General features: G+C 71.5%; 20 protein-coding genes. 12 read left to right on the top strand and 8 right to left on the bottom strand.

Annotation, left to right across the window (positions count from 1 at the left end):
• Positions 1-20: 20 nt before the first annotated feature.
• Together OG780_RS35915 and OG780_RS35910 are read right to left on the bottom strand one after the other, a co-directional pair.
• Positions 21-608 carry a MarR family winged helix-turn-helix transcriptional regulator gene (locus OG780_RS35915; RefSeq protein WP_328455248.1) on the bottom strand — a complete coding sequence of 196 codons (588 nt, stop codon included), beginning with the start codon at positions 606-608 and terminating at the stop codon, positions 21-23.
• Positions 605-2,248, bottom strand: coding sequence for an FUSC family protein (locus OG780_RS35910; protein ID WP_328455246.1), 1,644 nt, complete (start codon positions 2,246-2,248; stop codon positions 605-607). The genes OG780_RS35915 and OG780_RS35910 overlap by 4 nt, the downstream gene beginning before the upstream one ends.
• 234 nt (positions 2,249-2,482) lie before the next feature.
• Here OG780_RS35910 and OG780_RS35905 point away from each other — a divergent pair, with 234 nt between their 5' ends.
• From OG780_RS35905 to OG780_RS35885, 5 genes are all read left to right on the top strand, one after another.
• Positions 2,483-3,031, top strand: a complete 549-nt coding sequence (locus tag OG780_RS35905; protein WP_328455244.1) for a DUF5134 domain-containing protein — start codon at positions 2,483-2,485, stop codon at positions 3,029-3,031.
• Positions 3,032-3,203: 172 nt separating this feature from the next.
• Positions 3,204-4,139, top strand: coding sequence for a M56 family metallopeptidase (locus OG780_RS35900; protein ID WP_328455242.1), 936 nt, complete (start codon positions 3,204-3,206; stop codon positions 4,137-4,139).
• A gap of 121 nt (positions 4,140-4,260) precedes the next feature.
• On the top strand, positions 4,261-4,965 hold the full coding sequence (locus tag OG780_RS35895; protein WP_328455240.1) for an HAD family hydrolase: 705 nt from the start codon (positions 4,261-4,263) through the stop codon (positions 4,963-4,965).
• A 177-nt stretch (positions 4,966-5,142) separates the two neighbouring features.
• Positions 5,143-5,379 (top strand): hypothetical protein, encoded by a 237-nt coding sequence (locus OG780_RS35890; RefSeq protein WP_328455238.1) that lies wholly within the window; start codon positions 5,143-5,145, stop codon positions 5,377-5,379.
• Between the two features lie 181 nt (positions 5,380-5,560).
• Positions 5,561-6,238, top strand: a complete 678-nt coding sequence (locus OG780_RS35885; protein WP_328455236.1) for a TetR/AcrR family transcriptional regulator — start codon at positions 5,561-5,563, stop codon at positions 6,236-6,238.
• A gap of 92 nt (positions 6,239-6,330) precedes the next feature.
• Here OG780_RS35885 and OG780_RS35880 read toward each other — a convergent pair whose 3' ends face one another.
• Positions 6,331-6,801, bottom strand: coding sequence for a DUF6214 family protein (locus OG780_RS35880; protein WP_328458620.1), 471 nt, complete (start codon positions 6,799-6,801; stop codon positions 6,331-6,333).
• Positions 6,802-7,015: 214 nt separating this feature from the next.
• On the opposite strand from OG780_RS35880, the gene OG780_RS35875 reads away from it, so the two are divergent.
• Positions 7,016-8,365, top strand: a complete 1,350-nt coding sequence (locus OG780_RS35875; RefSeq protein ID WP_328455234.1) for an FAD-dependent oxidoreductase — start codon at positions 7,016-7,018, stop codon at positions 8,363-8,365.
• 256 nt (positions 8,366-8,621) lie between these two features.
• Here OG780_RS35875 and helR read toward each other — a convergent pair whose 3' ends face one another.
• Together helR and OG780_RS35865 are read right to left on the bottom strand one after the other, a co-directional pair.
• Positions 8,622-10,769 (bottom strand): RNA polymerase recycling motor ATPase HelR, encoded by a 2,148-nt coding sequence (gene helR, locus OG780_RS35870; protein WP_328455232.1) that lies wholly within the window; start codon positions 10,767-10,769, stop codon positions 8,622-8,624.
• Positions 10,770-10,960: 191 nt separating this feature from the next.
• Complete coding sequence (locus OG780_RS35865) at positions 10,961-11,317, bottom strand: ArsR/SmtB family transcription factor (protein WP_328455230.1); 357 nt, start codon at positions 11,315-11,317, stop codon at positions 10,961-10,963.
• Positions 11,318-11,489: 172 nt separating this feature from the next.
• On the opposite strand from OG780_RS35865, the gene OG780_RS35860 reads away from it, so the two are divergent.
• Positions 11,490-12,569, top strand: coding sequence for an NADH:flavin oxidoreductase/NADH oxidase (locus OG780_RS35860; protein WP_328455228.1), 1,080 nt, complete (start codon positions 11,490-11,492; stop codon positions 12,567-12,569).
• A 150-nt stretch (positions 12,570-12,719) separates the two neighbouring features.
• On the opposite strand, the gene OG780_RS35855 is transcribed toward OG780_RS35860, so the two are convergent.
• The gene (locus OG780_RS35855) at positions 12,720-13,382 is read right to left on the bottom strand and encodes a sigma-70 family RNA polymerase sigma factor (RefSeq protein WP_328455226.1); all 663 of its coding nucleotides are present in this window, start codon (positions 13,380-13,382) and stop codon (positions 12,720-12,722) included.
• 131 nt (positions 13,383-13,513) lie between these two features.
• Positions 13,514-14,284: a hypothetical protein gene (locus tag OG780_RS35850; RefSeq protein WP_328455224.1), complete on the bottom strand. Its 771-nt coding sequence runs from the start codon at positions 14,282-14,284 to the stop codon at positions 13,514-13,516.
• A 206-nt stretch (positions 14,285-14,490) separates the two neighbouring features.
• On the opposite strand from OG780_RS35850, the gene OG780_RS35845 reads away from it, so the two are divergent.
• From OG780_RS35845 to OG780_RS35835, 3 genes are all read left to right on the top strand, one after another.
• A complete protein-coding gene (locus tag OG780_RS35845) occupies positions 14,491-14,841 on the top strand; it encodes a hypothetical protein (protein WP_328455222.1) in 351 nt (116 codons plus the stop codon).
• Between the two features lie 448 nt (positions 14,842-15,289).
• Entirely contained in the window at positions 15,290-17,158 is a 1,869-nt protein-coding gene (locus OG780_RS35840) for a phosphatidylglycerol lysyltransferase domain-containing protein (RefSeq protein ID WP_443062251.1), read from the top strand.
• Between the two features lie 263 nt (positions 17,159-17,421).
• Positions 17,422-19,482 (top strand): HEAT repeat domain-containing protein, encoded by a 2,061-nt coding sequence (locus tag OG780_RS35835; protein WP_328455220.1) that lies wholly within the window; start codon positions 17,422-17,424, stop codon positions 19,480-19,482.
• A 315-nt stretch (positions 19,483-19,797) separates the two neighbouring features.
• On the opposite strand, the gene OG780_RS35830 is transcribed toward OG780_RS35835, so the two are convergent.
• Complete coding sequence (locus tag OG780_RS35830) at positions 19,798-21,126, bottom strand: Rieske 2Fe-2S domain-containing protein (RefSeq protein WP_328455218.1); 1,329 nt, start codon at positions 21,124-21,126, stop codon at positions 19,798-19,800.
• 686 nt (positions 21,127-21,812) lie between these two features.
• On the opposite strand from OG780_RS35830, the gene OG780_RS35825 reads away from it, so the two are divergent.
• Positions 21,813-22,661, top strand: a complete 849-nt coding sequence (locus OG780_RS35825) for an MmyB family transcriptional regulator (protein WP_328455216.1) — start codon at positions 21,813-21,815, stop codon at positions 22,659-22,661.
• Between the two features lie 347 nt (positions 22,662-23,008).
• On the top strand, positions 23,009-24,256 hold the full coding sequence (locus tag OG780_RS35820) for an ATP-grasp domain-containing protein (RefSeq protein ID WP_328455214.1): 1,248 nt from the start codon (positions 23,009-23,011) through the stop codon (positions 24,254-24,256).
• Positions 24,257-24,304 lie beyond the last annotated feature (48 nt).

Here is a 24,304-nt window from a genome sequence, read left to right as displayed (position 1 = left end):
ACGGCCCCCTCCGGTCGGCGTCAGGCGCGCGGCAGTCTCAGCCGGCCCTCCAACTGCCCGAGCAACTCGCCCAGGAGGCAAGCGAGTTCACGCTGACGTTCCCGCTCGATGCCGGACAGGACCACGGTCTCGTAGGCGAGTTGGTCGGGAAGGACGGAGTCGACCAGGTCCCGTCCGGCATCGGTCAGCCGGACGTGCGCGACGCGGCGGTCACGGGTGTCGCCGCGCCGCTCGACGAGGCCGCGTTCGGTCAGCTGCTTGAGCCGCTTGGTGACGGCGGCACCCGAGGAGAAGGTCTCGCGGGCGATGTCGCTGGGGGTCAGCTCGTGTCCGGTGCGGCGCAGCGTCCCGAGCACGTCGAACTCGGGGCGGGTGAGCCCGGCCCGGCGCAGCGGCGCGTCCTCGGCCTGCTGGAGCAGCGCGGCACAGCGGTTGACCCGCCCGATCACCTCCATGGGCCCGGTGTCGAGATCGGGCCGCACGTTCTCCCACTGACGGACGACGGCCGCCACCGTGTCGGCCACCGCCTTGTCGCCGGGCGCCGGAGTCGGATCATCGTCCGGCGTCGGGTCGCCGTCCGCCGCTCTCCGCCCGTCCGCTGTCGTCATGCCTGTGCGCCCTCCCAGCAGTGCAGTCCCTGGCGTCGTACCGTCGCGGCGAGCGTACGGTGTCCGGCCTGTTCGGCCCGCATCACCCGCTCCTCCGGCAGGGCGCGCCTCCACCATTCGCCCGACGCGGCGTCCGCGGCGGAGCGCAGGTGCACGACGGCGGCGGACAGACCGCGGCGGGCCGACTCCAGGGCGCCGGGCTCGGGCCGCTCCTCGGCGAGCAGTCCGGCGGCGTGTTCCTGGGCCCGCCCCACCGCGGCGAGCGCCTCTTCGATACGGTCGCCGGCCCGCCGGTTGGTCACGGCGACGGCCGCGAGGAAGCCGACCAGCGCGCCCACGAGGGTGTCCAGGACCCGGTCGGTCATCAGCTCTCCGGGCTGCTGGGAGTGCGCGAACTCGGTGATCAGCAGGGCCATGGGGGTCACACAGACGCTGCCGAGCCAGTAGTTGCGGCCGATCAGTGCCTCGGCGCCGAAGTTCAGGGCGAGGCAGCACAGGACGAGGGCCGCCCGGCCGGCGTGGGCGAGCGGGAGGAGGACGGCGAAGGCCGCGACGCCGAGGAGGTTGCCGGTCACACGCTGGACACCGCGGCTCCAGGTCAGGGTGACGTTGGCCTGGTAGAGGGAGGCGGCGGTGACGAGGGCCCAGTAGGGGCGGCCGACGCCGAGCGCGAGCGAGGCGTATCCGGCGAGGGCGCAGCCGAGCGCGGTGCGCAGGGCGATGGGGGCGAGCGGGCCGAGCCGGGCGAGCAGGGGCGGTTCCCCGAAGGCGAGGGCGGCCTCGACGCCGAGGAGTTCGTCCGCGGCGTCGCCGAGTCCGTCGGGGCGCGGGACGGGTCCGGTGCCGGACAGTTCGCGGGCCCAGCCGCGCAGCCGCTGGGCATCGGTCCCGGCGGGTGCGGCGAGCGCGACCTCGGCCCGTACGACGAGCCGTTCGAGAGCGCGTCGGGGCGCGGAACGGGCTTCCGTGGACAGCAGCGACTGCCAGGCGGTGTGCACGGCGGCGGCCGCGGCGGCGCGGGCACGGGCGTCGGCAGGGGCCCCGACGGACACGGCGGCGGCGTTCAGCGCGTGCGCGGTGGCACGCCGTTCCGGGCCGTGCGGGCGCACGAGCCCGGGGGCCATGCCGACGATCCAGGCCCAGGCTCCCGCCGCCGCGCCCAGCGCGAGGTGGCCCGGCACCTGGCCGGGGCTCTGCGGCACGAACAGGGACGCCGAGGAGATGAAGGCGAGGACGACATGCCCCGGTGGGCCGATGCGCGTGGCGTCGCACAGGGCCTTCTGGGCGGCGGTCAGCAGCGCGCCGACGGTGACCAGCACGACGGCGTTCGTGGTGAGCGAGGCCGTGACGAGCGCGACGCCGAGTCCGCCGAGCATTCCGGCGACCACCCAGGCGAGGACTCGGGCCCGTGCGGCGTACGGGCGGCTGTGGGCGTAGAGCGCGCAGAGGGACCCGGCCATGGTGTACATCGCCAGGTCCAGCCGGCCGAGCGCCAGTAGCGTCAGATTCGGCGGGGCGACCGCGACGACGACGCTCAGGGCGGGCTTGAACCAGATGTCGGAGGGCCTGCCGAGGCGCAGCACGCCGGCCAGCGGAAGCCGCCGTGCGCGCGAGGGACGGAGAGAGGTCGCACTGCTCATGACGATAACCTTAGCAGGTGTTTTATCTGTAAAATAGTTTCTCGAGGCGGCTCCCACCTGCGGTGCACTCCCGCACGCTCCCCCGTGTACAACCCTGCGCTCGTATGCGCACCGGCTGCCCGGGGCATGCCCTGACCGACCGTCCGATGTCCGGCACCGCTGCCCGGCACCCTCCGCCCGGCATCGCGTGTCCCGCGTCGCGCGTCCGACATCGTCTTGCGGGGAGGTACGCGGGTGCACGGACCGGCTTCACCCGGCTGGCTGCTCGTCGCGCTGTGCGCGGCGACGGGGGCCTACTGCCTGCTGCGCATGCGCAGCCCCGTCGAGGAACAGCGCCGCACCGCGGGCGGCGAGGCGCTCATGGGGTTCGGCATGGCCGCGATGGCCGTACCGGCGGCCGTGGTGACGCCGCCGCGCTGGGCCTGGCTCGCCTGCGCGGCCGTCTTCGGCGTCGCCGCGCTGCGCGCGCTGTGGACGGCTCGCGGCGGCGGACACCATCTGCACCATCTGATGGGCACCCTCGCGATGGTCTACATGGCCGCGGTGATGACCACCGCCCCGGCCCACCACGTCCACGGCGGCACCGGCGCCCCCGTCCTCACCGGCGTGCTCCTGCTGTACTTCACCGGCTACGTACTCCGCTCGGGCGTCCGTCTTCTGCCGGCGGCCGTCGCGTCGGGCCCGACGCCACGCGTCGTCGGCTGGGGCGACCGCCCCGAACTCTCCCAGGCCTGCCGCCTGTCGATGGGGATCGCGATGCTGGCGATGCTGGTCACGCTCTGACGTCGGTCGCGCTCCGGCTTCCGGAGGCCCGGGGCCGCGCCCCTGACGCGCGGTCACGCTCCGAGGCCGGGGGCGCCCGGGAGGGAGTCCGGGCGCGGTACGAACCCGTGGCGTACGTCACTTGGGGTCGCTGACCGTATCCAGCGGCGGGCCCCGCTCATAGGCTTCGGCCATGATGGTCCCCGCGGCACTGTTGCTGCTCGGCGCCCTTGCCTCCGTGGTCGCTCCGCGACTGCTCGCACGGGCCGACTGGCCGGACCGGGAACCCGTGGTCGCCCTGTGGGTGTGGCAGTGCGTGGTGGCGGCCGTGCTGCTGTGCTGCGTCCTGTCGATGACGCTGAGCGCGTCCGCCGCCTGGGTGGCCGTGCGCGGCCATGTCTTCGGCGGCGCACCGGCGTCGGTCGTCGACGCCTACGCGCCGAGTGCCGGCGGTCCCTGGCCCGCAGCCACGGCCGTGGCACTCGCGTGCGGCGGCGCCTGGACCGCGGCGATGCTGGCGCGCGAGATCGTGCGGGCACGGCTGCGCCGTCGGCAGAGCCGGTCCGAACTCCTGGTGCGGGCCCCGCTGTTGCCCGGCGAGGAGTCCGGCGCGGATCGTCTGGTGGTACTGGAGGGAGAGCGCCCCGACGCCTGGTGGCTGCCCGGCACGGCTCCCCAACTGGTCATCACCACCGCCGCGTTGCGCCGCCTCAAGGGACGTCAGCTCGATGCCGTACTGGCCCATGAGCAGGGACACGCGCGGGCCCGGCACGACTGGCTGCTGCACTGTTCGGCCGCGCTGGCCAACGGGTTCCCGCAGGTTCCCGTGTTCGCCGCGTTCCGCGACGAGATGCACCGACTGGTCGAACTCGCCGCCGACGACGTGGCGTCGCGTCGCTTCGGCCGGCTGACGATCGCTCTCGCCCTGGTCGAACTCAACGAGGACCGAGGCGTGTTCGGACCCGGACAGGCCCCGGGCGCCCATGTCCCGCAGCGCGTGGACCGCCTCCTGACTCCCCGGGACCGGCTCACGACGGCCCGTCGGCTGCAACTGACGGCCGCGGCCGCGCTGGTGCCGGTGGTCCCGGTCCTCGTGGCGTTCGTACCGGGCCTGCGAGCACTGGGTTAGGCCGGCCCGGTCGGTCCCGCCGGGCCGTTGGCCCGGTCGGCGGCACCTCGGACTCCCGTGCGGGGTTCGCGGGACCGGGACTCCTTGACCACCGCGGGACGCCCCGCGAAAGATCTCCCGCATGACCTTCAACGGTGTGCTCTTCGACTTCTCCGGGACCCTCTTCCGCGTCGAGGACACGGAATCATGGCTGCGCGCGGTGCTCGCGGAGACCGGTCACCCGCTCCCGGAGCCGGAGCTGGCCGAGAAGGCGCGCGCTCTGGAGGCGGCGGGCGCACTCGCGGGCGGAGCCCGTCCGTCGCGCCCGGTGCCGGATCACCTCGTCACCCTGTGGGAGAACCGCGACCGCGGTGCCGAGCAGCACAGGGCGGCGTTCACCGGTCTGTCCCGGCAGGTGTCGCTGCCCGATCCCGCTCTGCACGACGCGCTGTACGAGCGCCAGATGCGGCCCGCCGCCTGGAAGCCCTACCCCGACGCCGCCGAGGTGCTCGGCGCGCTCCGCGAGCGGGGTCTCGCCGTCGGGGTGGTCAGCAACATCGGCTGGGACCTGCGGCCCGTCTTCCGCGAACACGGCCTCGACCCGTTCGTCGGAACCTATGTCCTGTCGTACGAGCACGGCGTCCAGAAACCGGATCCGCGGCTCTTCGCGACCGCCTGCGCCGAACTCGGCATCGCCCCGGGGAACACCCTGATGGTCGGCGACGACCGCACGGCGGACGGCGGTGCGGCGGCCCTGGGCTGCGCCTTGTATTTCGTCGACCACCTGCCGGCGGCGGACCGCCCGGACGGACTGCGGCCGGTACTCGATCTGGTGGACACGGACTGACGTGCCGGCGCCAAGGGCTCCGGACACCCGTCGCCCCGGACGGGCTTCGCCAGACCGGTGGCTTCCGGCCCCAGGCGGGCCGATGTGGTCAAGTTTTGGCCAACACAGGCCAAACGCCTCGCAATTCGGGATCCATGGCTAAGTTGGCGCCCCCGTCATACAGTCCCGAGGTCCGTAATGAAGACAGCGCTCTGGATCCTCCTCGCCGGCTTCCTCACCTGCGTCACCGCCGCCGGTCTCCTCAACACGGTTCGCAGCGACGACAGGGAGACCCTCGTCGGCAATGTGCTGCTGAGCCTGTCGGTCGGCTGGTACATGGTCACCAACTGGCGACGCGCCTACCTCTCCGCGCACCGGCGCCCGCATCGGGGCGTCATGAGCGAGACACCCGAGACGGGGAACCACGGCCCATGAAGCCCGCGGACGGCCGCGGAGCGGACAGCACTCCCCCGGCGCCCGCTGCCGCACGTCCGACCTGAGGCGATCCCCCGCGTCGCCCCAGGTCGGCGGCAGCCCGGAACCGACCCGCGAAGGGTCTGGATCCGAACGCGTTGAGTATAGTTGGCTGGCAGCCAGTCAACGCAGGAGTTACAGCATGTCCCCGCGAAGCGCCTCGGTCAATGAAGAGTTGCGGCGGCGTTCCCGGGAACGTTTGCTGCAAGCCGCGGTCGAGCTGGTGAGCGAGCGTGGTTACGACGCCACGACGCTCGGGGACATCGCGGATCGCGCGGGATCGGCGCGCGGACTCGTCTCGTACTACTTCCCCGGCAAACGCCAGCTCCTCCAGTCCGCGGTGCACCGGCTGATGCATCGCACCCTGGAGGAAGCCCTCGAACGCGAACCGCGCAGCGAGGACGGCCGGGAGCGGATGGCGCGGGTCATCGACGCGATCCTGTGCCTGACCCGGGATCAGCCGGTACTGATGCGGCAGCACATGGCCGGGCTGCTCCAGGCCGAGGGTTTCGTCCAGTGCCCCGAACAGGTGCGGCTCTCCGAACTGCTCGGGGACACCGTGGCACGCTACGGGTCGCAGCAGGTCTCGGCCGACTACCCGATGCTGCGCGCCCTGCTCATGGGCGCGGTCTACGCGGCGCTGGTGCCGGGCGTGCCGATGAAGGTCCCGGTGCTGCGGGCCGAACTCTTCAAGCGCTACCGGCTGGACTGGGAGATGGGGGCGCCGCCGGACGCCGAGGCGTCGGACGGCCCCCGCGAGACGGATCTGTCCCGCTTCTTCGCGACCGATCCGGAGCCCGAGACCGGCCCGTCCAGGTAGCCGGGCCGCGGGGGACGCCGAGCGCGGTGTGCCGCCGGGTCCGGACGCCGGGCCCGCGCGAGGGAACACGAGCGGGCGTCCGGTCCCGGGGGTCAGCGGCGGGCGTGACGAGGTGTCAGGAATCCCGCGTCTCGCGCCCCGGCGATCAGCCTGAGGGACTTGCGGCGGCTGTGGCCAGTGGCGTCCATGACGGCGAGCACCGGGTCCGCACCCTCCTTCTGCGCCGCCCGGTACTCCTCCGCCACCAGCAGACGGCCCTCGGCGCCGCACGGCCAGGCGGGGCGGGCGCGCCGGGCCTGACTCTCCCGGTCCTGGTCGCGGCCGGAGCCGAGGCGGCTGCCGCACGCCTCGGACAGCGGTTCCTCGATCCACTCGGCGACCACCGCGAGGTCGTCCAGCGAGAGGGGCGGCTCGGCTCGTACGTCCTCGATCGACAGGGCCTCCTCCGACAGCACGGCGAGCAGATCGACCCGGGCACCGTCGGTGAAGGCCAGCCGGACATTGAACCAGGACGTGACGCCCGACGCGGACTCCCGCACTTCCCAGGCGGGCCACACGGACACGTCGCCGTCCGCGCGGCAGCGGTCGGACAGATTGAGGAACGATGCGTCTGGCACAAACGGAACGTAACCGCATCATCACATTCCCTACGAACGGACACGCGCGCGACCGGCACGCTCCGCACCCTGTCAGCGGAGCACCGGGTGGTGCGATCCTGGAAGCACCAGCGATGTCCTGTCAGCGATCTTCCTGATCCCTCGGGTGAGGAGTTCCGCAGTGCTGCGTGTCGCCGTCGTCGGTTCGGGGCCCAGCGGGGTCTACAGCGCACAGGGTCTTGTCCAGCGGAGCGGACCTCCCGACGTCCGCGTCGATGTCCTGGACCGGTTGCCCTGCCCGTACGGGCTGGTGCGCTACGGCGTGGCACCCGACCACGAGAAGATCAAGTCGCTCCAGAACAACCTGCGGACCGTCCTGGAGGACGGGCGGGTGCGCTTCCTCGGCGGCGTCGAGGTGGGACCCGGCGGAGTGCCGGTGGCACGGCTGCGGGAGCTGTACCACGCGGTCGTGTACTGCGTCGGCGCCTCCACCGACCGGCATCTCGGCGTGCCCGGCGAGGATCTGCCCGGCAGCTGGTCGGCGACCGAGTTCGTCTCCTGGTACAGCGCGCACCCCGACGCCGCGGCGGACGCTTTCGTGGCCGGCGCGCGCTCGGCCGTCGTCATCGGTGTCGGGAACGTCGCCGTCGACGTGACCCGGATCCTCGCCCGCACCGCGCCCGAGCTGAGCCCCACCGACATACCGCAGGCGGCGCTCGGCGCACTGGCCGTCAGCGAGGTCACCGAGATCAGCATGGTCGGGCGGCGCGGACCGTCGCAGGCCCGCTTCACCACGAAGGAACTGCGCGAACTCGGCGGCCTGCCTGAGGCAGACATCAGCGTGGACGAGGCGGAGCTGGCGCTCGATCCGGCCTACCTCGATCCGTCGGGGCTGCCCGCTGCGCAGCGCCGCAACGTGGAGGTCCTCCGGGGCTGGGCGGCGGCAGCGCCGCAGGGCCGGCCGCGTCTCATCCGCCCGCGGTTCTTCCTGCGGCCCGTCGAACTCCTCGCCGACGGCGGCCGGGTGGGCGCGGTGCGTTTCGAGCGGACGGTGCCGGACGGGGCGGGCGGGGTGAGGGGAACCGGCCGGTTCGAGGAGATCGAGGCCCAGTTGGTGCTGCGTTCGGTGGGCTATCGCGGGGTGCCGCTGGACGGACTGCCGTTCGACGCCGACCGCGGCACGGTCCCCCAGCGGGCGGGACGGGTCCTGCGGGACGGCGTCGTCTCGCCGGGCGAGTACGTGGCGGGCTGGATCAAGCGGGGCCCGACCGGTGTCATCGGGACCAATCGCCCGTGCGCGAAGGAGACGGTGACCTCCCTGCTGGAGGACGCCCCCGACCTCGTGAGGCGACAGGCCGCCGATGATCCGCTCGCGGCGCTGCGGGCCGAGGGGATACGGCCGGTCGAATGGGCCGGATGGCAGGCGATCGAGCGAGCCGAGGCGGAGCTGGGAGCACGGCTGGGCCGCGAGGTGGTCAAGCTCCCCGACTGGGACGCACTCTGGACGGCGGCACGAACGGCCGGGTTCTGACGCGGCACGGGCGAACGACTCCCGGCGGCTCGCCGTGCGGCCGACTCCCGACAGCAGCGTGTACGGCTCCCGACGGCCGCACGGACGGCAACTCCTCACGACCGCGGACGCACGCGTCTTCACGCCGGCACGAACGGCCGGGTCCTGACCGCCGTCGCGGGGCGTGACGCGTCCCGGAGGCGGGCGGGAACCGCGGGGCACGGCCGCAGCCACACCCCACGCCGGCCCGAGCCCGCCGGCACCGTGTCCGCCGACGTCAGGTACCCGTGAGGATGACGAGTCGCTGCGTCGCCCGGGTCATCGCGACATAGCGGTCGACCGTGCCTTCCACGCCCGTTCCGAACTTCTCCGGGTCGACGAGGACGACCAGATCGAATTCGAGCCCCTTCGACAACTCCGGTGTCAGCGAACGGATCCGGGAGGTCGCCCGGAACGTGGGATCGCCGATGACGCAGGCGATCCCCTCAGCATGTTCGAGCAGCCAGGTGTCGAGCACCGGCTCCAGGTCCGCGGCGGAGCCGTGGACCACGGGGATGCCGGAACTGCGCACGGAGGTGGGCACGTTGGCGTCCGGCAGCGCGGCCCGGATGACGGACTCGGCCTCCGCCATGACCTCTTCCGGCGTCCGGTAGTTGATGGTCAGCGAGGCCACGTCGATCCGGTCGAGTCCGACCCGCCCGAGCCGTTCCTGCCAGGACTCGGCGAAACCGTGCCTGGCCTGGGCGCGGTCACCGACGATTGTGAAACTCCGGGAAGGACAGCGCAGGAGCAGCATCTGCCATTCCGCGTCGGTCAGTTCCTGGGCCTCGTCGACGACGATGTGCGCGAACGGCCCGGCGAGCAGGTCCGGTTCGGCGACGGGCAGTCCGCCCCCGTCGATCAGACTGTCCCGCAGGTCCTGTCCGCGCAGCATCGTGACCGCGCCCTCGCCGTCGTCGTCGGCAGCGAGCACGTTGTCGATGACGCCTGACATGCGCTCGCGTTCCGCGGCCACGGAGGCCTCGTGGCGGCGCCTTCGCAGGGACGTCTCCGGGTCGCCGAGCCGCTGCCGTGCCGCGTCCAGGATGGGCAGGTCGGACACCGTCCACGCCTGGGCGTCCGGGCGCTGGAGTCTGCGGACGTCGTCGGGGCCGAGCCACGGGGCGCACAACCGCAGGTAGGCGGGTACGGACCACAGGTCCGCGACGAGGTCGGCCGCGTCGAGCAGCGGCCACGCGCGGTCGAGGGTGCCGACGAGTTCCTGGTCGTGCAGCAGCGATCTGCGCAGCAGTTCGGGCGGGACGTCGTCGTCGTGCTTGTCCGTCAGGATCGCGAGCAGCGCCTCCCGGACCTGGTCGCGCGCCTCGTTGTGCGGAGTGCCCGGTTCCGCCGCCTCGAACGCCTCGGCCCAGTCGTCGGCGCTCAGCCGGACGTCGGCCCACGGGGTCGTGACCGTCATCTCCCGGGAAGGCGGCTCCTCGTAGAACCTGACGGCCGTCTCGATCGCCTTCACCATGTCCGCGGACGACTTCAGGAGGGCCACGTCCGGGTCGGGCTCGACCGTCGCTCCGGGCCCCTCGGCGACGAGGTCGCGCAGGGTGCAGGTCTGTACGCCCTCTTCGCCGAGGCTGGGCAGGACGTCGGCGACGTAGGCCAGATAGGGCTGGTGCGGACCGACGAACAGCACGCCGCCGCGTCGGTGGCCGAGCCGGGGGTCGGAGTAGAGGAGGTAGGCGGAACGGTGCAGTGCGACGACCGTCTTGCCCGTGCCCGGACCGCCGTCGACGACGAGAGCGCCGCGTGATCCCGCGCGGATGACGGCGTCCTGGTCGGCCTGGATGGTGGCGAGCACGTCCCTCATCCGCGCCGACCGGCTGCCGCCGAGGCCGGCGATGAAGGCGGACTGGTCGTCGAGCGCGGCGTGCCGCTCCAGCCCGTCGGCGGTGAACACCTCGTCCCAGTAGTCACTGATCCGGCCGCCGGTCCAGCGGTACCTGCGGCGGCTCGCCAGACCCATCGGATGGGCGTGGGTCGCGGCGAAGAACGGCTCGGCGGCGGGAGAACGCCAGTCGGTGAGCAGCCGGCGGCCCTCGCTGTCGGTGAGGCCGAGACGTCCGATGTACACGGGTCCGGAGCCGTCCGCGGCGACGATGTGTCCAAGGCACAGGTCGAGTCCGAAGCGGCGCAGCGCGCGGAGCCGGCCGGTCAGCCGATGGATCTCCAGGTCTCGTTCCATCGCCTCGCGGCCGAGGCCGCCGGGCGCCCTGCGCTCGGCGTCGAGGCGGTCGGACAGTTCACCGATCGCACGTTCGAGGCTCTCCGCGACGGCCGCGAAGTGCCGCTCGTCTCCGGCGATCAGTGCCGGGTCCGCCTTGGCGGAGAGCCGGCCGGGAAGGCGGAACGCGCTGGTGGTCAGAGGGCTCATGTCAACTTTCCGCAGGTTCTGGCTTCGGCCAGCGATTCTGCGGGACCACCGGGGCCTTGCCGCAAGCCCCCCGGTGCGCTATAAGTTGAGAGTGGCAAGGGATGACTTTCCCCCTTGCCTTTTCTTTTGCCCGGAGCCCGGAGGCCTCGGAAGCAGCGCCGCGAGGCACCGGAAGAGGGCTCCGTGAGGCGTCACGGCGCCGGGCGCGCGGCCTGCCGTGCGGCGGCCTCCAGGACACGGCCGAGGAGTCCGGGGAAGAGTGCGTCGAGATCGTCCGCCCGCAGGCCGTTGAGCTTCGCCGTCCCGCGGTAGACCTGACGGACGACCCCGCTCTCACGGAGCACCCGGAAGTGGTGCGTCGTCGTGGACTTGGTGACCGGCAGGACGAAGTCCGAGCAGGAGAGTTCGCGGCCTTCGGCGGCGAGCTCACGGACGATCTGGAGCCGCATGGGGTCGGACAGCGCGTGCAGCACCGACTCCAGCCGGATCTCCTCACGCGCGGGATGGGGCAGATCACGGCCACTCGGGGCGGTGGCGGCGGTCGTCACGGCGGCTCCACTTCGTCCGGGGACCTCGGTCTTCGCCCCGTCACCTTCGGCATCGTCCGGCGACTTCACCCGACACCGCCATTGTACGAGAGGCGTCGTAGTTTGACACTCGCCGTACTACGAGGCTTATCGTACGAGGCATACACCGGTCCCGCCACGAATGGAGTCGGTCGTGAGCGCTCTCTTCGAGCCCTGCGTCCTGCGCGAAGTCACCATCCCCAACCGGGTGTGGATGCCCCCGATGTGCCAGTACTCGGCCGCGCCCGAGGGCCCCTCGGCGGGCGCCCCGCACGACTGGCACTTCGCCCACTACGCGGCCCGCGCCACCGGAGGGACGGGACTGGTCATCGTCGAGGCGACCGCCGTCTCGCCCGAGGGCCGGATCTCCCCGTACGACCTGGGCATCTGGAACGACACCCAGGTCGAGGCCTTCCGCCGCATCACGCGCTTCCTCTCCGCGCAGGGAACGGTGCCGGCCGTGCAGCTCGGCCACGGTGGCCGCAAGGCCTCGACCGACCGCCCCTGGAAGGGCGGCGCCCCCGTCGGCCCGGACGCCCACGGCTGGCGGGCGCTCGCCCCGAGCGCGCTCGCGTTCGACGAGAGGCACCCGGTTCCCGACGAGCTGACGGTCGGCGGAATCCGGGAGATCGTGGGCCAGTTCGCCGACGCGGCACGCCGCGCCCTGGCGGCCGGCTTCGAGATCGTCGAGATCCACGGCGCCCACGGCTACCTCATCAACGAGTTCCTCTCCCCTCACTCCAACCACCGCACCGACGCGTACGGCGGCTCGTACGAGAACCGCACCCGGTTCGCCCTCGAAGTCGTCGACGCCGTACGGGAGGTCTGGCCGCAGGACAAGCCGCTCTTCTTCCGCGTCTCCGCGACCGACTGGCTGGAGGACGCGGGCTGGAGCGTGGACGACACCGTCCGCTTCGCCGCCGAGCTGCACGAGCACGGCGTGGACCTGCTCGACGTCTCCACGGGCGGGAACGCCTCCGGCGTGCGCATTCCCGTCGGACCCGGCTACCAGGTCCCGTTCGCCGCACGGGTGAAGAGGGAGACCCCGCTGGCCGTCGCCGCCGTCGGTCTCATCACCGGGGTGGAGCAGGCCGAGAAGATCGTCGCCAACGGGGAGGCCGACGCGGTGCTGCTGGGAAGGGAGTTGCTGCGCAACCCGTCCTTCGCCCGGCTCGCGGCACGCGAACTCGATGCCGAGGTCCACGTGCCCGATCAGTACCACCGGTCCGTGTAGGCGCCGTCCGGCGCGGAAACGGCGGAGCAGGGGCCGGCGCGGAAACGGCGGAGCGGGTCCGGCGCGGAGATGACGGAGCGGGGCCCGGCGCCGGGTGGGCGACGTGCCGCGCCACCCCCGTACCGAAGACCGGACCCCTCCCCCGCCCGGTCAGGCGGCGCTCGGCGCGGCCCTGTCGGCCGTCACCTCGGCCGTCACCTCCGCCTCCGCTTCGGCGAGCAGCGCGATCAGGGTCGCGCGGGCACGTGCCACGCGGGAGCGGACCGTTCCGACAGGACAGCCGCTGACCAGGGCGGCGTCCGCGTAGGGCAGACCCATCATCTGAGTGAGGACGAACGCCTCACGCCGCTCATCCGGAAGCGCGGCCAGGAGCTCGAGCAGGGCGACGCCGTCGTCGAAGCCTGGCAGACCGGTCGGCTGCGCGTGTTCCACCGCGGCCTGCCAGTCCGCGGCGCCGGTCGAACGCGGCCGGACGGCGGCGTACCGCAAGCTGTCGATCACCGCTCGGCGGGCGATGGACAGCAGCCAGGTCCGCGCCGACGAGCGCCCCTCGAACCGGTGCAGACTGCCCAGCGCCCGCAGGAACGTGTCCTGGGCGAGGTCCTCGGCGGCCTGTGGATCGGCGGACAGATGGGCGACATAGCGCACGACATCGCGGTGCAGCGCGCGGACGAAGCGCTCGACGGCGGCCGGGTCACCGGCGCGGGCGGCCAGTGCCCAGGCGGTCGCCGACTCGTCGGCCGACACCGCTCGGCCGTCTTCGTTCCGCCTCTCGTGTCCGGGGCGGGAAACAGGCAGGGCAGGAGTGATCACCAGGTGTCCTTCTCGGGTCATCCGTGATCCGGACGGGCGTGAGGCCCATGGGTCCGGTGGTGGGTGCGGCCGTACAGGAGGTACGACCGGTGCCCGAAGCGCACAGGTGGCGCTTCGGGGAGCGGGCTGTCTCAGGCGACAGCGGTCCCCACGGGCGGACCCCGGGAAGTGATCGCGTGAACGAGAAGGAGAAGGCGCGGGGCGCGGTCCGAAGAGCGTCGGCGCACCCGCAGCGTCGGCCTGTACGGCGGCACCGGAAGGGCGAGCAACAGCCACAGGGGCGCGGCCAGTCGGCCGGCCAGCGCCCGCAGAACGCGGAACGCGGCGCGCTCACCGTGCGCGAGCCAGAGGCCGCACAACAACGCGGCGAGCAGGTGGGCGGCGAACATGCCGAACGACGAGGGCGAGCCCGCGTCGGCTCCCCAGGGGAACAGATGCGCCATGGCCCCTGAACCCATGGTCCCGGAATCCATGGTCAGGGAACCCATGGAGCCCATGCCCATGGACCCGATACCCATGACGTCCATCGAGCTCATGTCCATCGAGCCCATGGCGTCCATCGACATGCCGTCCATGACGCCCATGGCGCCCCTGCCGGACTGACCCGGTCCGGCACTCGGGCCCGTACCCGCGTCCGCGGCGAACGCGAGGGACTGGGCCATCGAGAACGCGCTGTGGAGCACACCCTGGGCGAGCACCACGACGGACACGACGAACGGAAGCCCTCGCTCACGGCCGGCCAGGCACCAACCCGCTCCGGCCGTAACCGTTCCCGCGCCCGCCAGCGCCCACCAGGCCACCGGAGAGCCGGACATCATCACGTGACCGAGGCCGGCGAGCACCACACAGACGGCCGCGAACATCACGGCCCGCAGCATGCGCGTACACCACCCGGCAGTCATGACGGCCTCATCCTCGCATCCGGGGCCGGGACGTCATGAACGGGTACGGAAATCCGCGGGCGCGGGACGGGTGGCGCACCCGTGATCCGGATCACGCGGTCCGGGCACCCCTGCCCCGCATGGCGGCCGTCGTCCGGGGTAGTCGCCGCAGCACCGTGGAAGCACGGCCAGGACAGCGGGACCCTACGTACTGTAGGGTCCCGGCGGTGAGCGTCGTACGGCAGGGGGAGCCCGTGAAGGATCGCGACACCGGGCGCGCGGCACGCGGACCGGCGTCCGTGCTGGCACTGCTCGTACCGAGCCTCGGGGTCGCCGCGCTGGGCGTCTACCACCTGTGCGGCTTCGACGCGCACGCCCTGCACGGCCGCCCGCACCTCGGCGACGGACTGACCATGGCCGGGGTGATCACGGCCCTGGTCTCTGCGGGCGCGGCGCTCGGTGACCTCCTGTGGTGGGCGACCACGCGCGACCGCCCGCTCCGCGACGGCGGAAAGCCGCGTCCGGGCGGACCGTTCGGAACTTCCGGCGGCGACCGGGGCGTCTCGCACCACCGCTGAGGAATCCACGACGGGCGCCGCCGAGAGGGAACGAGCGCCATGGAGACACCCGACTCACCCCTGCCCACACCAGCTCACCCCCGCCGGCACCAGCTCTCCTCTGCCGAACCAGCTCTCCCTGCCAAGACCGGTTCCCCTGCCGAGACCGACTCCCCCGCCAACACCGGCTCGGCCGTCGCCAAGACCGAACCGCGGCCCGCCGTGCCGTTCCGCGCCCACGGTCGGAGTCCATCGTTCCGATTCCACGGCCGGACTCCGCCCGCCGGCGGCGCCGAACGACGTCCGTCGGGCAGGCCCGACGCGAACCCCCTCCCCGCATTCTCAACACCTCCTTACCTCTTCACCCCGTCTCTGACTGGCCATAACCTCTCTCTTCCCTACAAGATGTAGTGTTCCGGCCTCTGTCCCCACCGGTTCTCCCGGCCTCTCCCCAAGGTGATGCTCCACGGTGTCCGTACAACAGTCAGTGCTCATCCCGGAACAGCGGAACGCGAGCCCGCGCCGCGGGGCCAGGTCCGCACGAACAGGGGACGGAATCCGGCCACGAGCCGCCGCGTTCACGGTCTGGTATCTGCGGCTGCTCGCCGTCCTCAACATCGTCGCCGTGATCTCGCTGCCCTTCCGCGAAGAGGTGCACGAACACAACGGAGGCGAATTCTTCACGCCCTATCTGGCCACCGCCGGGCTGATCTCGGCGGCCCTCGCCCTGTTTCTCGCGCTCGTGATGCGGCGCCGCAAACGAGCCGCCTGGATCTTCAACCTGCTGCTCGCCGGACCGCTCCTGGCGCTCTACACCGTGGCGCTGACCCAGGAGCGCTACCGACAGCACGTCTTCAACTGGATCTCGGCCCTGCTCACCGCCCTGTTCGTCCTCGCCCTCCTGCTGGGGCGCAAGGAGTTCCAGGCCGTCGGGGACCGCTCGAATCCCCGTCTCGCGCTGGCCGTCGGCGCGGGCGGTCTGCTCGTCAGCGCCACCCTCGGCACCCTGCTCGTCAGCGCCACCAACCGCGTCACGGGAACACCGCTGAGCGACCGGATCGCGTACACCCTGCTGCGTGGCATCAGCGTCGGCCCGCTCGCCGACCGGTTCGACAGCGTCGTCGCCCCCCGCTGGGTCGACATCCTCGTCAACGCCTTGGTGGCCGCCACGTTCCTGCTGGTGCTCTACGCGTGCTTCCGTTCGCCGCGCGGTCTCGAACTCCTCGGCGAGGAGGACGAGACCCGGCTGCGGGCCCTGCTGGCCCGGCACGGGGAACGCGACTCGCTCGGCTACTTCGCACTGCGCCGCGACAAGGCCGTCATCTGGTCCCCGAGCGGCAAGGCAGCCATCGCGTACGGCGTCGGCGGCGGCGTGACCCTCGCCTCCGGCGACCCCATCGGCGACCCGGAGGCCTGGCCCGGCGCGATCGAGGCGTGGCTGCGGGAGGCACGGCGGCACGCGTGGACACCCGCCGTGATGGGCGCCGGCGAGGAGGCCGGAACCGTCTACGCCCGGCACGGCCTGGACGCCCTGGAACTCGGCGACGAAGCCATCGTGGACCGGTCCGACTTCACCCTGGAGGGACGCGCCATGCGGGGCGTCCGACAGGCGCACAAGCGGATCCGGCGTGCCGGTTACACGGTCCGCGTACGACGGCACGAGGACATCCCCGAGGCCGAGATGGCCGCTGTGACCGACAAGGCGGACCAGTGGCGCGACGGAGCGACCGAACGCGGCTTCTCCATGGCGCTCGGCCGATTGGGAGACCCCGCCGACGGACGGTGCGTGATGCTGGAGTGCCACGACAGCGAAGGCGAGCCCCGGGCCGTACTGAGCTTCGTGCCGTGGGGTGAGCGGGGGCTCTCACTGGACCTGATGCGCCGCGACCGGAACTCCGAGAACGGGCTCATGGAGTTCATGGTGATCGAGCTGCTGCTGCGCGCCGAGGAGTTCGGCGTCGAGCGGATCTCCCTGAACTTCGCGATGTTCCGGTCCGTCTTCGAACGCGGTACCCGGCTGGGCGCGGGACCCGTGCTGCGGCTGTGGTGTTCGGTGCTGACGTTCCTCTCGCGCTGGTGGCAGCTCGAATCGCTCTACCGGGCCAACGCCAAGTACCGGCCGGTCTGGGAGCCTCGCTACCTCCTGTTCGAGAAGAGCGCCGACCTTCCCCGTATCGGCATCGCCGCGGCCCGAGCGGAGGGCTTCCTCGCCCCGCCGGCCATGCCCCGGTTCGCCTCCCGACGACCGGCGCACCCGGACCGACGGCCCCCCGAACCACCCCTGGCGGCATCCTCGGCCCGCTCCGGTCGTCCCACGTCGTCCGCACCGCGCGACTAGGCGATCGGCGCGAGCGGCCACCGCGTTCCGTCGACACGCACGCCGGGCACCCAGGAGGGTGCCCGGCCGCGCTGTGCCACGGCTGTTCCCTCCCCCCGGCCGGGTCCTCCCGTCGGCGGCGTCGCTGCGGCCGACCGTCGGAAAACGGCCGTTCGCTCCGTAGTTGGCCGGACCGACGCCATCGACGGGACGGCTCCCGGGCGTCACTGTCAGTGCCGTGGTGCACACTCACGATCAATGGCCGTACGCCTGGGGAGGACACCGTGTTCAGGGGGATCGACGAGGTCGACTGGGCCTCGATGGAGCATGCCTACGGAAGCGCCGCGGACGTGCCGGAGCTGCTGCGGGGACTCGCCTCGCCGCTCCCCCAGGACCGGGAGACCGCGCTCGACGGGATGTACGGAGCCGTGCACCACCAGGGCGATGTGTACGACTCGACGCTCGCGTCCATACCCTTCCTCTTCGCGCTCGCCGGACACCCCGGACTTCCCGACCGGGGCGGAATCGTGGAGCTGCTCGCCAGCATCGGGGGATCGGACGACGGGGAGACCCTCGGGGACGGCTTCGGCGACGGCGAGGACGGGGCCGGAGGCGGACAGGGCGCGGAGGACCCCGGGGACGACAACTACGCGATGGCGCGCGCGGCGGTCCGGACGGGTGCCGCGGTCTTCCTCGGCCTCGTCACGGACGCGGACCCGGAGGTGCGCCGAGCCGCGCCGTCGGCACTCGTACGCTTCCACGACGAACCGCCGCACGTCCTGGCCCTGTTGAGCGAGCGGCTGCGGGACGAGCAGGAGGGCGGTGTCCGGCTGGCGCTGGTCGAGAGCCTGGGGCTCCTCGCCCGGCTGCACGGCGGTTCGACGGCCCCCGCGGTGGACTGCCTGGTGTCGCTGTGCGACGCGCCGCACGACCCGGGACTGCGGCTCGCGGCGCTCGGACAGCTCGCCTCGTGCGCCCCCGACCGACTGCCCGCCGACCTCGTACCCACGGTCGTCACACTGCTCCACACCAGGTCACAGCGGATCCGGCCGTCCACGGAGCCCGTCCGGACGTCGACCGACACCCTCATCGGCAGTCTGCGCCGTATGCGCCCCGCGGACGAGGAGGGCGCTCAGCTCCTGCGGACACTCCACAAGGCTCTGGGCGCCCGCACCACGGACCGGATCGCCCTGCTCAAGGGACAGTTGAGCAGCCGGAACACGGCCGACCGGTGCAATGCCGTGTGGATGTCGGCGGGGCTGTTCCGTGACTGGCGGGCCGCGTACGAGGAGCCGGTCGCGCTGATCGGTGAGCAACTCGGCTCGGACGAGGAGCGGTTGCGCTGCGCCGCGGTGTCCGTCCTGGAGTTCCTGTTCACTCTGGCGGCTCCGGCGGCCGACCGGCTCGCTGCCCTCGTGGAGTCCGGCACGGACTCCCGGAGGCGAGGCACGGCGACGCTGTACCGGCCCTTGAAGGCCCTCGCCCGCTGCGGGGACGCGCGGGCGGTACCGGCCCTCGCCGAGGTGCTGCGGCACCCGGTCGTGCCGAACGAGACCGGTGACGCGATCGGATATCTGGGCCCGGCCGCGGCGCCCCTGGCTCCGCTGCTGCGCGAGCGGCTGGCCGAGGTCCCGCTCGACTCCCCGGACACCTACGACCGCGCCGTGCCGCTGCTCCGCGGTCTCGGCACCCTGCGGTACGCCGCTGCCGTACCGGAAGTGCTGCGGCTGCTGCACGGCACACCGCGCGAACTGCGGCTCCGGGAAGCCCTGGTGAAGGCGCTGGCCAGGACGCTCGGCGCGTTCGGTCCGCGGGCGCGTGAGGCCGTGCCGGCGCTGCGGGAACTGCTGACGGGCGAGAACGCCGTGGCGGCCGCCGACGCGCTCCGGTCCGTGGAGGGGGACGCGGAGGCCGTCCTTCCGGTGCTGCTCGGGGCGCTGGCCCCGGAGGGTGACCAGGGAAGCCGACGGGCGGCGGCCGAGGTCCTGGGCCGTATGGGGGCGACGGCCGCGCCCGCGCTCGCCGGACTGCGGCACCTGGCGGACTCCGCCGGGGTGTGGGAGCGGACGGCCGCCGCCTGCGCGCTGTGGGAGATCGCCGGAGATCCGGAACCTGTCCTGCCGGTGTTCCGTGAAGCCTGGCGGCACAACCCGTACACCCGGGGCACCATCGCCGCGTGCCTCGTCCGGATGGGCGTCGCGGGCACGCCCGTCCACGACCTGGTCCGCACGGAACTGGCCTCGCCTCGCCGGCACCGGGCCCGCTCCGGCGGTCACGGCAGCCACGACGTGCTCGACGACGAACTGCTCCTGCGGGACTGCCGGACGACGCTGGGGACCGCGTGACGAGGCCGCGAACCCGGGGATCCACAGGCGTGGAGTCGGCGTCCGCTCAGCTCGTCGTCCGGCCCCACAGCGGTCCGATCCGGTCCCAGTCCTCGTCCCAACGGTCCACGCGCCGGGGTGCCCGGGGCCGAGGGTGCCGGCCCGGCTCACCGGAGAGTCGGGACCTCCCGACGTCCGACGGCTGGATGGCTTCACAGGCGTCGAGCGCGCTCTCCGCACTCGATCGGGTGCGGAGAGCGGCCGACGACCGTCCAAGCACCGGAGGCCCCGGCCTCCCCTGTGAGGCCAGGCCGGGAACACTCCGCGTGGCTGCTGTCAATCGGCATCGGCCGTCTGCGTCCGAGCGACGCCGGCGATCTCGTCGTACTCCTTCTGCAGGTGATCCGGACGCCCCGCCTGGACCGTCAGGAATCCGCCGATCCCGAACAGGCCGCTGTTCTTCCGGGCCGCGAGCTTCTCCTCGAAGACCGGGCGCGGCATCCCTTTGGTGTAGAGGGACTTGCCCATGAGCGGAAGCGGGATCCTCACATTGGCTTCGGGTTCACGCACCGTGCCCGGCGGGTCCTCGCCCTTCTCGACCTGTTGCATCGCCTCGAAATACCTGCGCCGCAACAGGGTGATGCCCTTGTCGCTGCGCCCCAGACTCTCCGTGGTCCGGTCCGCGACGACCCCTTGGCCGACCCATGCGGCGAAGTCCTGGTTCCCGGTGTGCGAGGTGAGGATCTCGCCGGTCACCGGGTCGGTGAGCGGGCCGTACCAGAACGGAATGCTGTCCTGCTCCTGCTTCCCGGCGGGCACGTCGTCCGGCAGCACCGAGTACTGCCACGTGATGTTGAGCGTGCGCCGGTCGTCCATCGGGACGCGGAACTCGATCGTGTTTCCTGAGGCGAGCGTGTAGGGCCAGAGGCAGAGGATGCCACCCTCGGTCACATCGTTCGTGCCCGCGTACGTTCCCTTGGGCGGAACGACGGGAGTCTCCACGACCCGGCCGTTGACGAAGCCGTGCTCGAACTCCAGGAAGTCGATGGACAAGTGACTGGGCACGTACTCGGGGTCATCCGGGTTGCTTCGTGCGGCGTTGCCGTTCAGGTGCAGCCACTCGAAGTGCACGGGGTCCATGCCGTTCTCATGACACTGGAACCAGTTGCAGGGGAGCTCGGTCATGATGATCTCGACGAAGCCGTGACCCCAGCTGAAAGGCTCGAAGTCGGGCAGCAGCGGCGCCTGGTCCGGGCCCATGTAGGCCCAGATCAGACCGCCGAGTGTGGCCGTGGGGTAGGCGGTGACGCCGGCCTTGTCGCGGAACCCTCCTGACGGGCCCGCCTCTTCGAACGGCTGGCTGGCGCACCGTCCTTCCGAGTCGAACGCCCAGCCGTGGTACGGGCACCGCATGACGTCGCCGTCGACCCATCCGACACTCAGGTCGGTGCCCCGGTGGGGGCAGTGGCGGGCGATCAGACCGTGGCTTCCGTCCGGCTTGCGGAACAGCACGAGGTCTTCGCCGAGCAGCTTGACGGGTTTGACTCTTCGCCGGCTCAGTTCCAGGATCGGCGCGACCGGATGCCAGTACCGGCGCAGCAGTTCGCCCATCGGCGTACCGGGCCCCACTTCCGACAGGATCTGGTTCTTCTCGGCTGAGAGCATGTTGGTCCCTTCACCTTGCGGAATGCGGTCGTACGGGAACTCCGGACAGTCCATTGCGCGAATGGACTGTCACACCGAGGAATGTCGTGCCGTCACCACTGCGCCCAGGACGCCGTTCCCGCACCACGTCCGGCAGGAGACACCCGGCCGTGGATGACGCCCCGCCGTCGAGGCGTCCCCCGTTGGGGCGGCCGGCTCCGGAGCCCACGGAATCAGGGTCACGCTCGTGATCCCGGACACAGCCATCATGCTGCGACCGGCACCGCTTTATCCACCCACAGCTTTTTGACCCAAGAACGGCATGCCTTATTGAACTTGCGCTGGTGAGCGGGCATTTGCCGTGGAGCGGGCCAGGAGACGCGTAGGGGCCCGTCCTGGCCACCGACCACGGAAGGCCGGTCACACACGTACATGCAAAGCGAACCTCAAGTCTCCCTCAAGTGATCACATTGTGAGATCGTTCCGTCGCAAGATGACCACGAACTGGCACCACTATGACTACGCCCACACAGGGGCATGACACCCCCTGCGGATATCGCCAACGGCACCGGACCACGCCTGACCAGCCGTTCCACCAGCCGAGATGGACCTGGACGCCGCACCTCGACGTCCCAGGTCCGAACCATGCACCGAGCACCACCGCACACCACGACTCACGGGGGTCGGTAACACATGTGGAACTTACGATGAACGCGAAAGCACTGCGGGTGCTCCTGACAAAACGACGAGCCTCGGTGGCACCGGAAGCCCACGGGCTCAGGCGCCCCAGCGGCAAGGGCCGGCGCGCGGCCGGACTCGCCCAGCATCAAGTCGATCTCCTGCTCAACCGCGGCCCGGGAACCTACCAGCGTCTTGAGTCGGGGAAGTACAGGAACCCTCCCGTCGACCTGCTGCACGACCTCGCTCGCCTCTTGGGCCTCTCCGAGCTGGAATGGATCACGCTGTGCCGTTACGCCGGCATCGGCGATCCACCCTGTCCTCTCACTCCACAGTCCGGCGAACAGGTTCCCCACCTCTGGAACGACGCCGTCAAGGGCATCTCCCACGCGGCATGCGTCATGAGCGCCTCGTGGAACATCCTTGCCCACAACCAGCCGTTCGAAGACATCTTCCCTCCCGGGAAATGCCCCACGAACACGATGCAGTGGATGCTGTTCGACGGCCGGCATCTGCTCTCCAACTGGACCACCGCCTGGGCGCCACACCTCCTGTCCCTTCTGCGCGCCGACCTGGCCGCCCGCCCCGAGGACGAGGTTCTGCGCCGGCTCGAATCGACCGTCATCGCGGACCCCACCGCTGGGCAGCTCTACGAATCGGCCGGCGTGGTCGTCCACCCCTATGAGGTGGAGCGCCCCCTGCTGCATGCCCGGCTCGGCCCGGGTTCGATCAACATGTGCGTGGCACAGCCCCTGTCCTCCCCCGGAGCACGTCTGTGCATCCTCATCTTCAGGCCCGTCGGCCACTCCCCCGGCCCGGCTCCCAGAAGCCAGGAGTCGGCCATCTCCCTCATTGAGCAGGTGAAGGTACCCGCCTGAGAACGGCGGACGACTTCGGCCAGGCGCGGCGATACGGTTCTCCCACCACCCGGGAACCGTATCGTCGCGCCTCCTTCTCATTCCTCCGTGAGGCAGCGAATAACCCAGCTGTCTTTTGGGAGTAAAAGACGGCAGTGGATAACACCGCACCAGCCACGTGATGATTACCGGGGTGAGCACGCCGTGCAGTCCCCGACTGGTCGGTGGTCCACCGTACGTCCTGCCGCAGCCGGTTCCGACGCAACGGCACCTCCATCGAACGGGAGTTGCGGCCACCCCCTCTGTATCGGCAACCCCGATGCAGTCCACCTATCGCCGCCGGCGTTTCCCTAACGGAGGGCTTACTGATGCGAACTTCCGCTGTCAAGAGCGTGCTGTTTGTCGGAGGGAAGCGGACCGAGGCACTCGAGGCAGCCCGGAACTCCGGTCTGCAGGTCATCTACGTGGGCCCCAAGACCGACATGACCGCACGGCATCACGAACTGGTCGACGCGGCGTTCCTCTTCCCTGAGTTCTCTCCCGAACTCGCCCTGCGTGCCGCCATCGCGCTGCGGGAACTCATTCCGTTCGACATCGCGTACACCGCCGGCGACCTGTACCTGGAGACGGCCGCACGGATCAATCATGAACTCGGCCTGAAATCGAATCCACTGCGCACGGTCTCCGCCGTCAACGACAAGGCTCTTATGCGGGACATCCTGCGCGACACGGGCGTGCACCAGGTTGCGTCCGCGAAAATCCGCAATCGGCTCGACCTTGAGGAATTCGTCACGTCGAACGGCTTCCCGCTCATCCTCAAGCCCACTCGGGGCAGCGCGAGCGAAGACGTCCGCATCATCTCCGACGCCACCGAACTCGCCGACGTGGCCGCCGGGCTGGAGTCCGCCGGGAACGCTTCCTCCGACAGTGCGGCGCCCTGGGTGGCCGAGGAGTTCCTGGAGGGGCGGGAATTCAGCGTCGAGACACACAGTGCCGCCGGTGAGCACCAGATCCTCGCCGTCACCGAGAAGTTCAAGACCGAGAGCTTCGTCGAGATCGGCCACGTGGTGCCTGCGCGGATCACCGCCGAGGAACACACCATGCTCACCGACGAGACGAAGGCCGTCCTGACCGCCCTCGGCGTGGAGGAAGGGCCGGCCCACACCGAACTGATCCTCACGGCCAAAGGCCCCGGTCTCGTCGAGACGCACACCCGTCCCGGGGGCGACGCGATCGTGGAACTGATCCGGATCGTGGCGGGATACGACATCCACGAGATGACCTTCTCCTGGCTGTCCGGAGAGCGCGCGGACGTGTCGCACAAGCCGCTGGCCGGGGGTGCGGCCATCTGGTTCCTCACGGCCGAGCAGGGCCGGGTGACGGCCGCCGGGGGCGAGACGGAGGCCCGGACGTCCGAGGGAGTTCAGTTCGCCTCGCTCTCGGCGGCCGTGGGTGACGTGATCTCCGAGGTCCGCAGCTCCGCCGACCGGCACGGCGAAGCGCTCGCTGTCGGCGAGGACGCGGACAGCGCGCTGCGGAACGCACGGGAAGCCGTGGCCCGGTTCCTGGTCGAGGTCGAGCCGCTCAACCCCGCGGGAGACCCGGTTCAGGGCTGACACCAGGAGTGTTGGCCAGCCCCGCCCGAGTCCCGGCCGGCCTCATGA

The organism is Streptomyces sp. NBC_00386 (assembly GCF_036063235.1).
Classification (GTDB): domain Bacteria; phylum Actinomycetota; class Actinomycetes; order Streptomycetales; family Streptomycetaceae; genus Streptomyces.
This window is presented reverse-complemented; position numbering and strand designations above follow the sequence as displayed.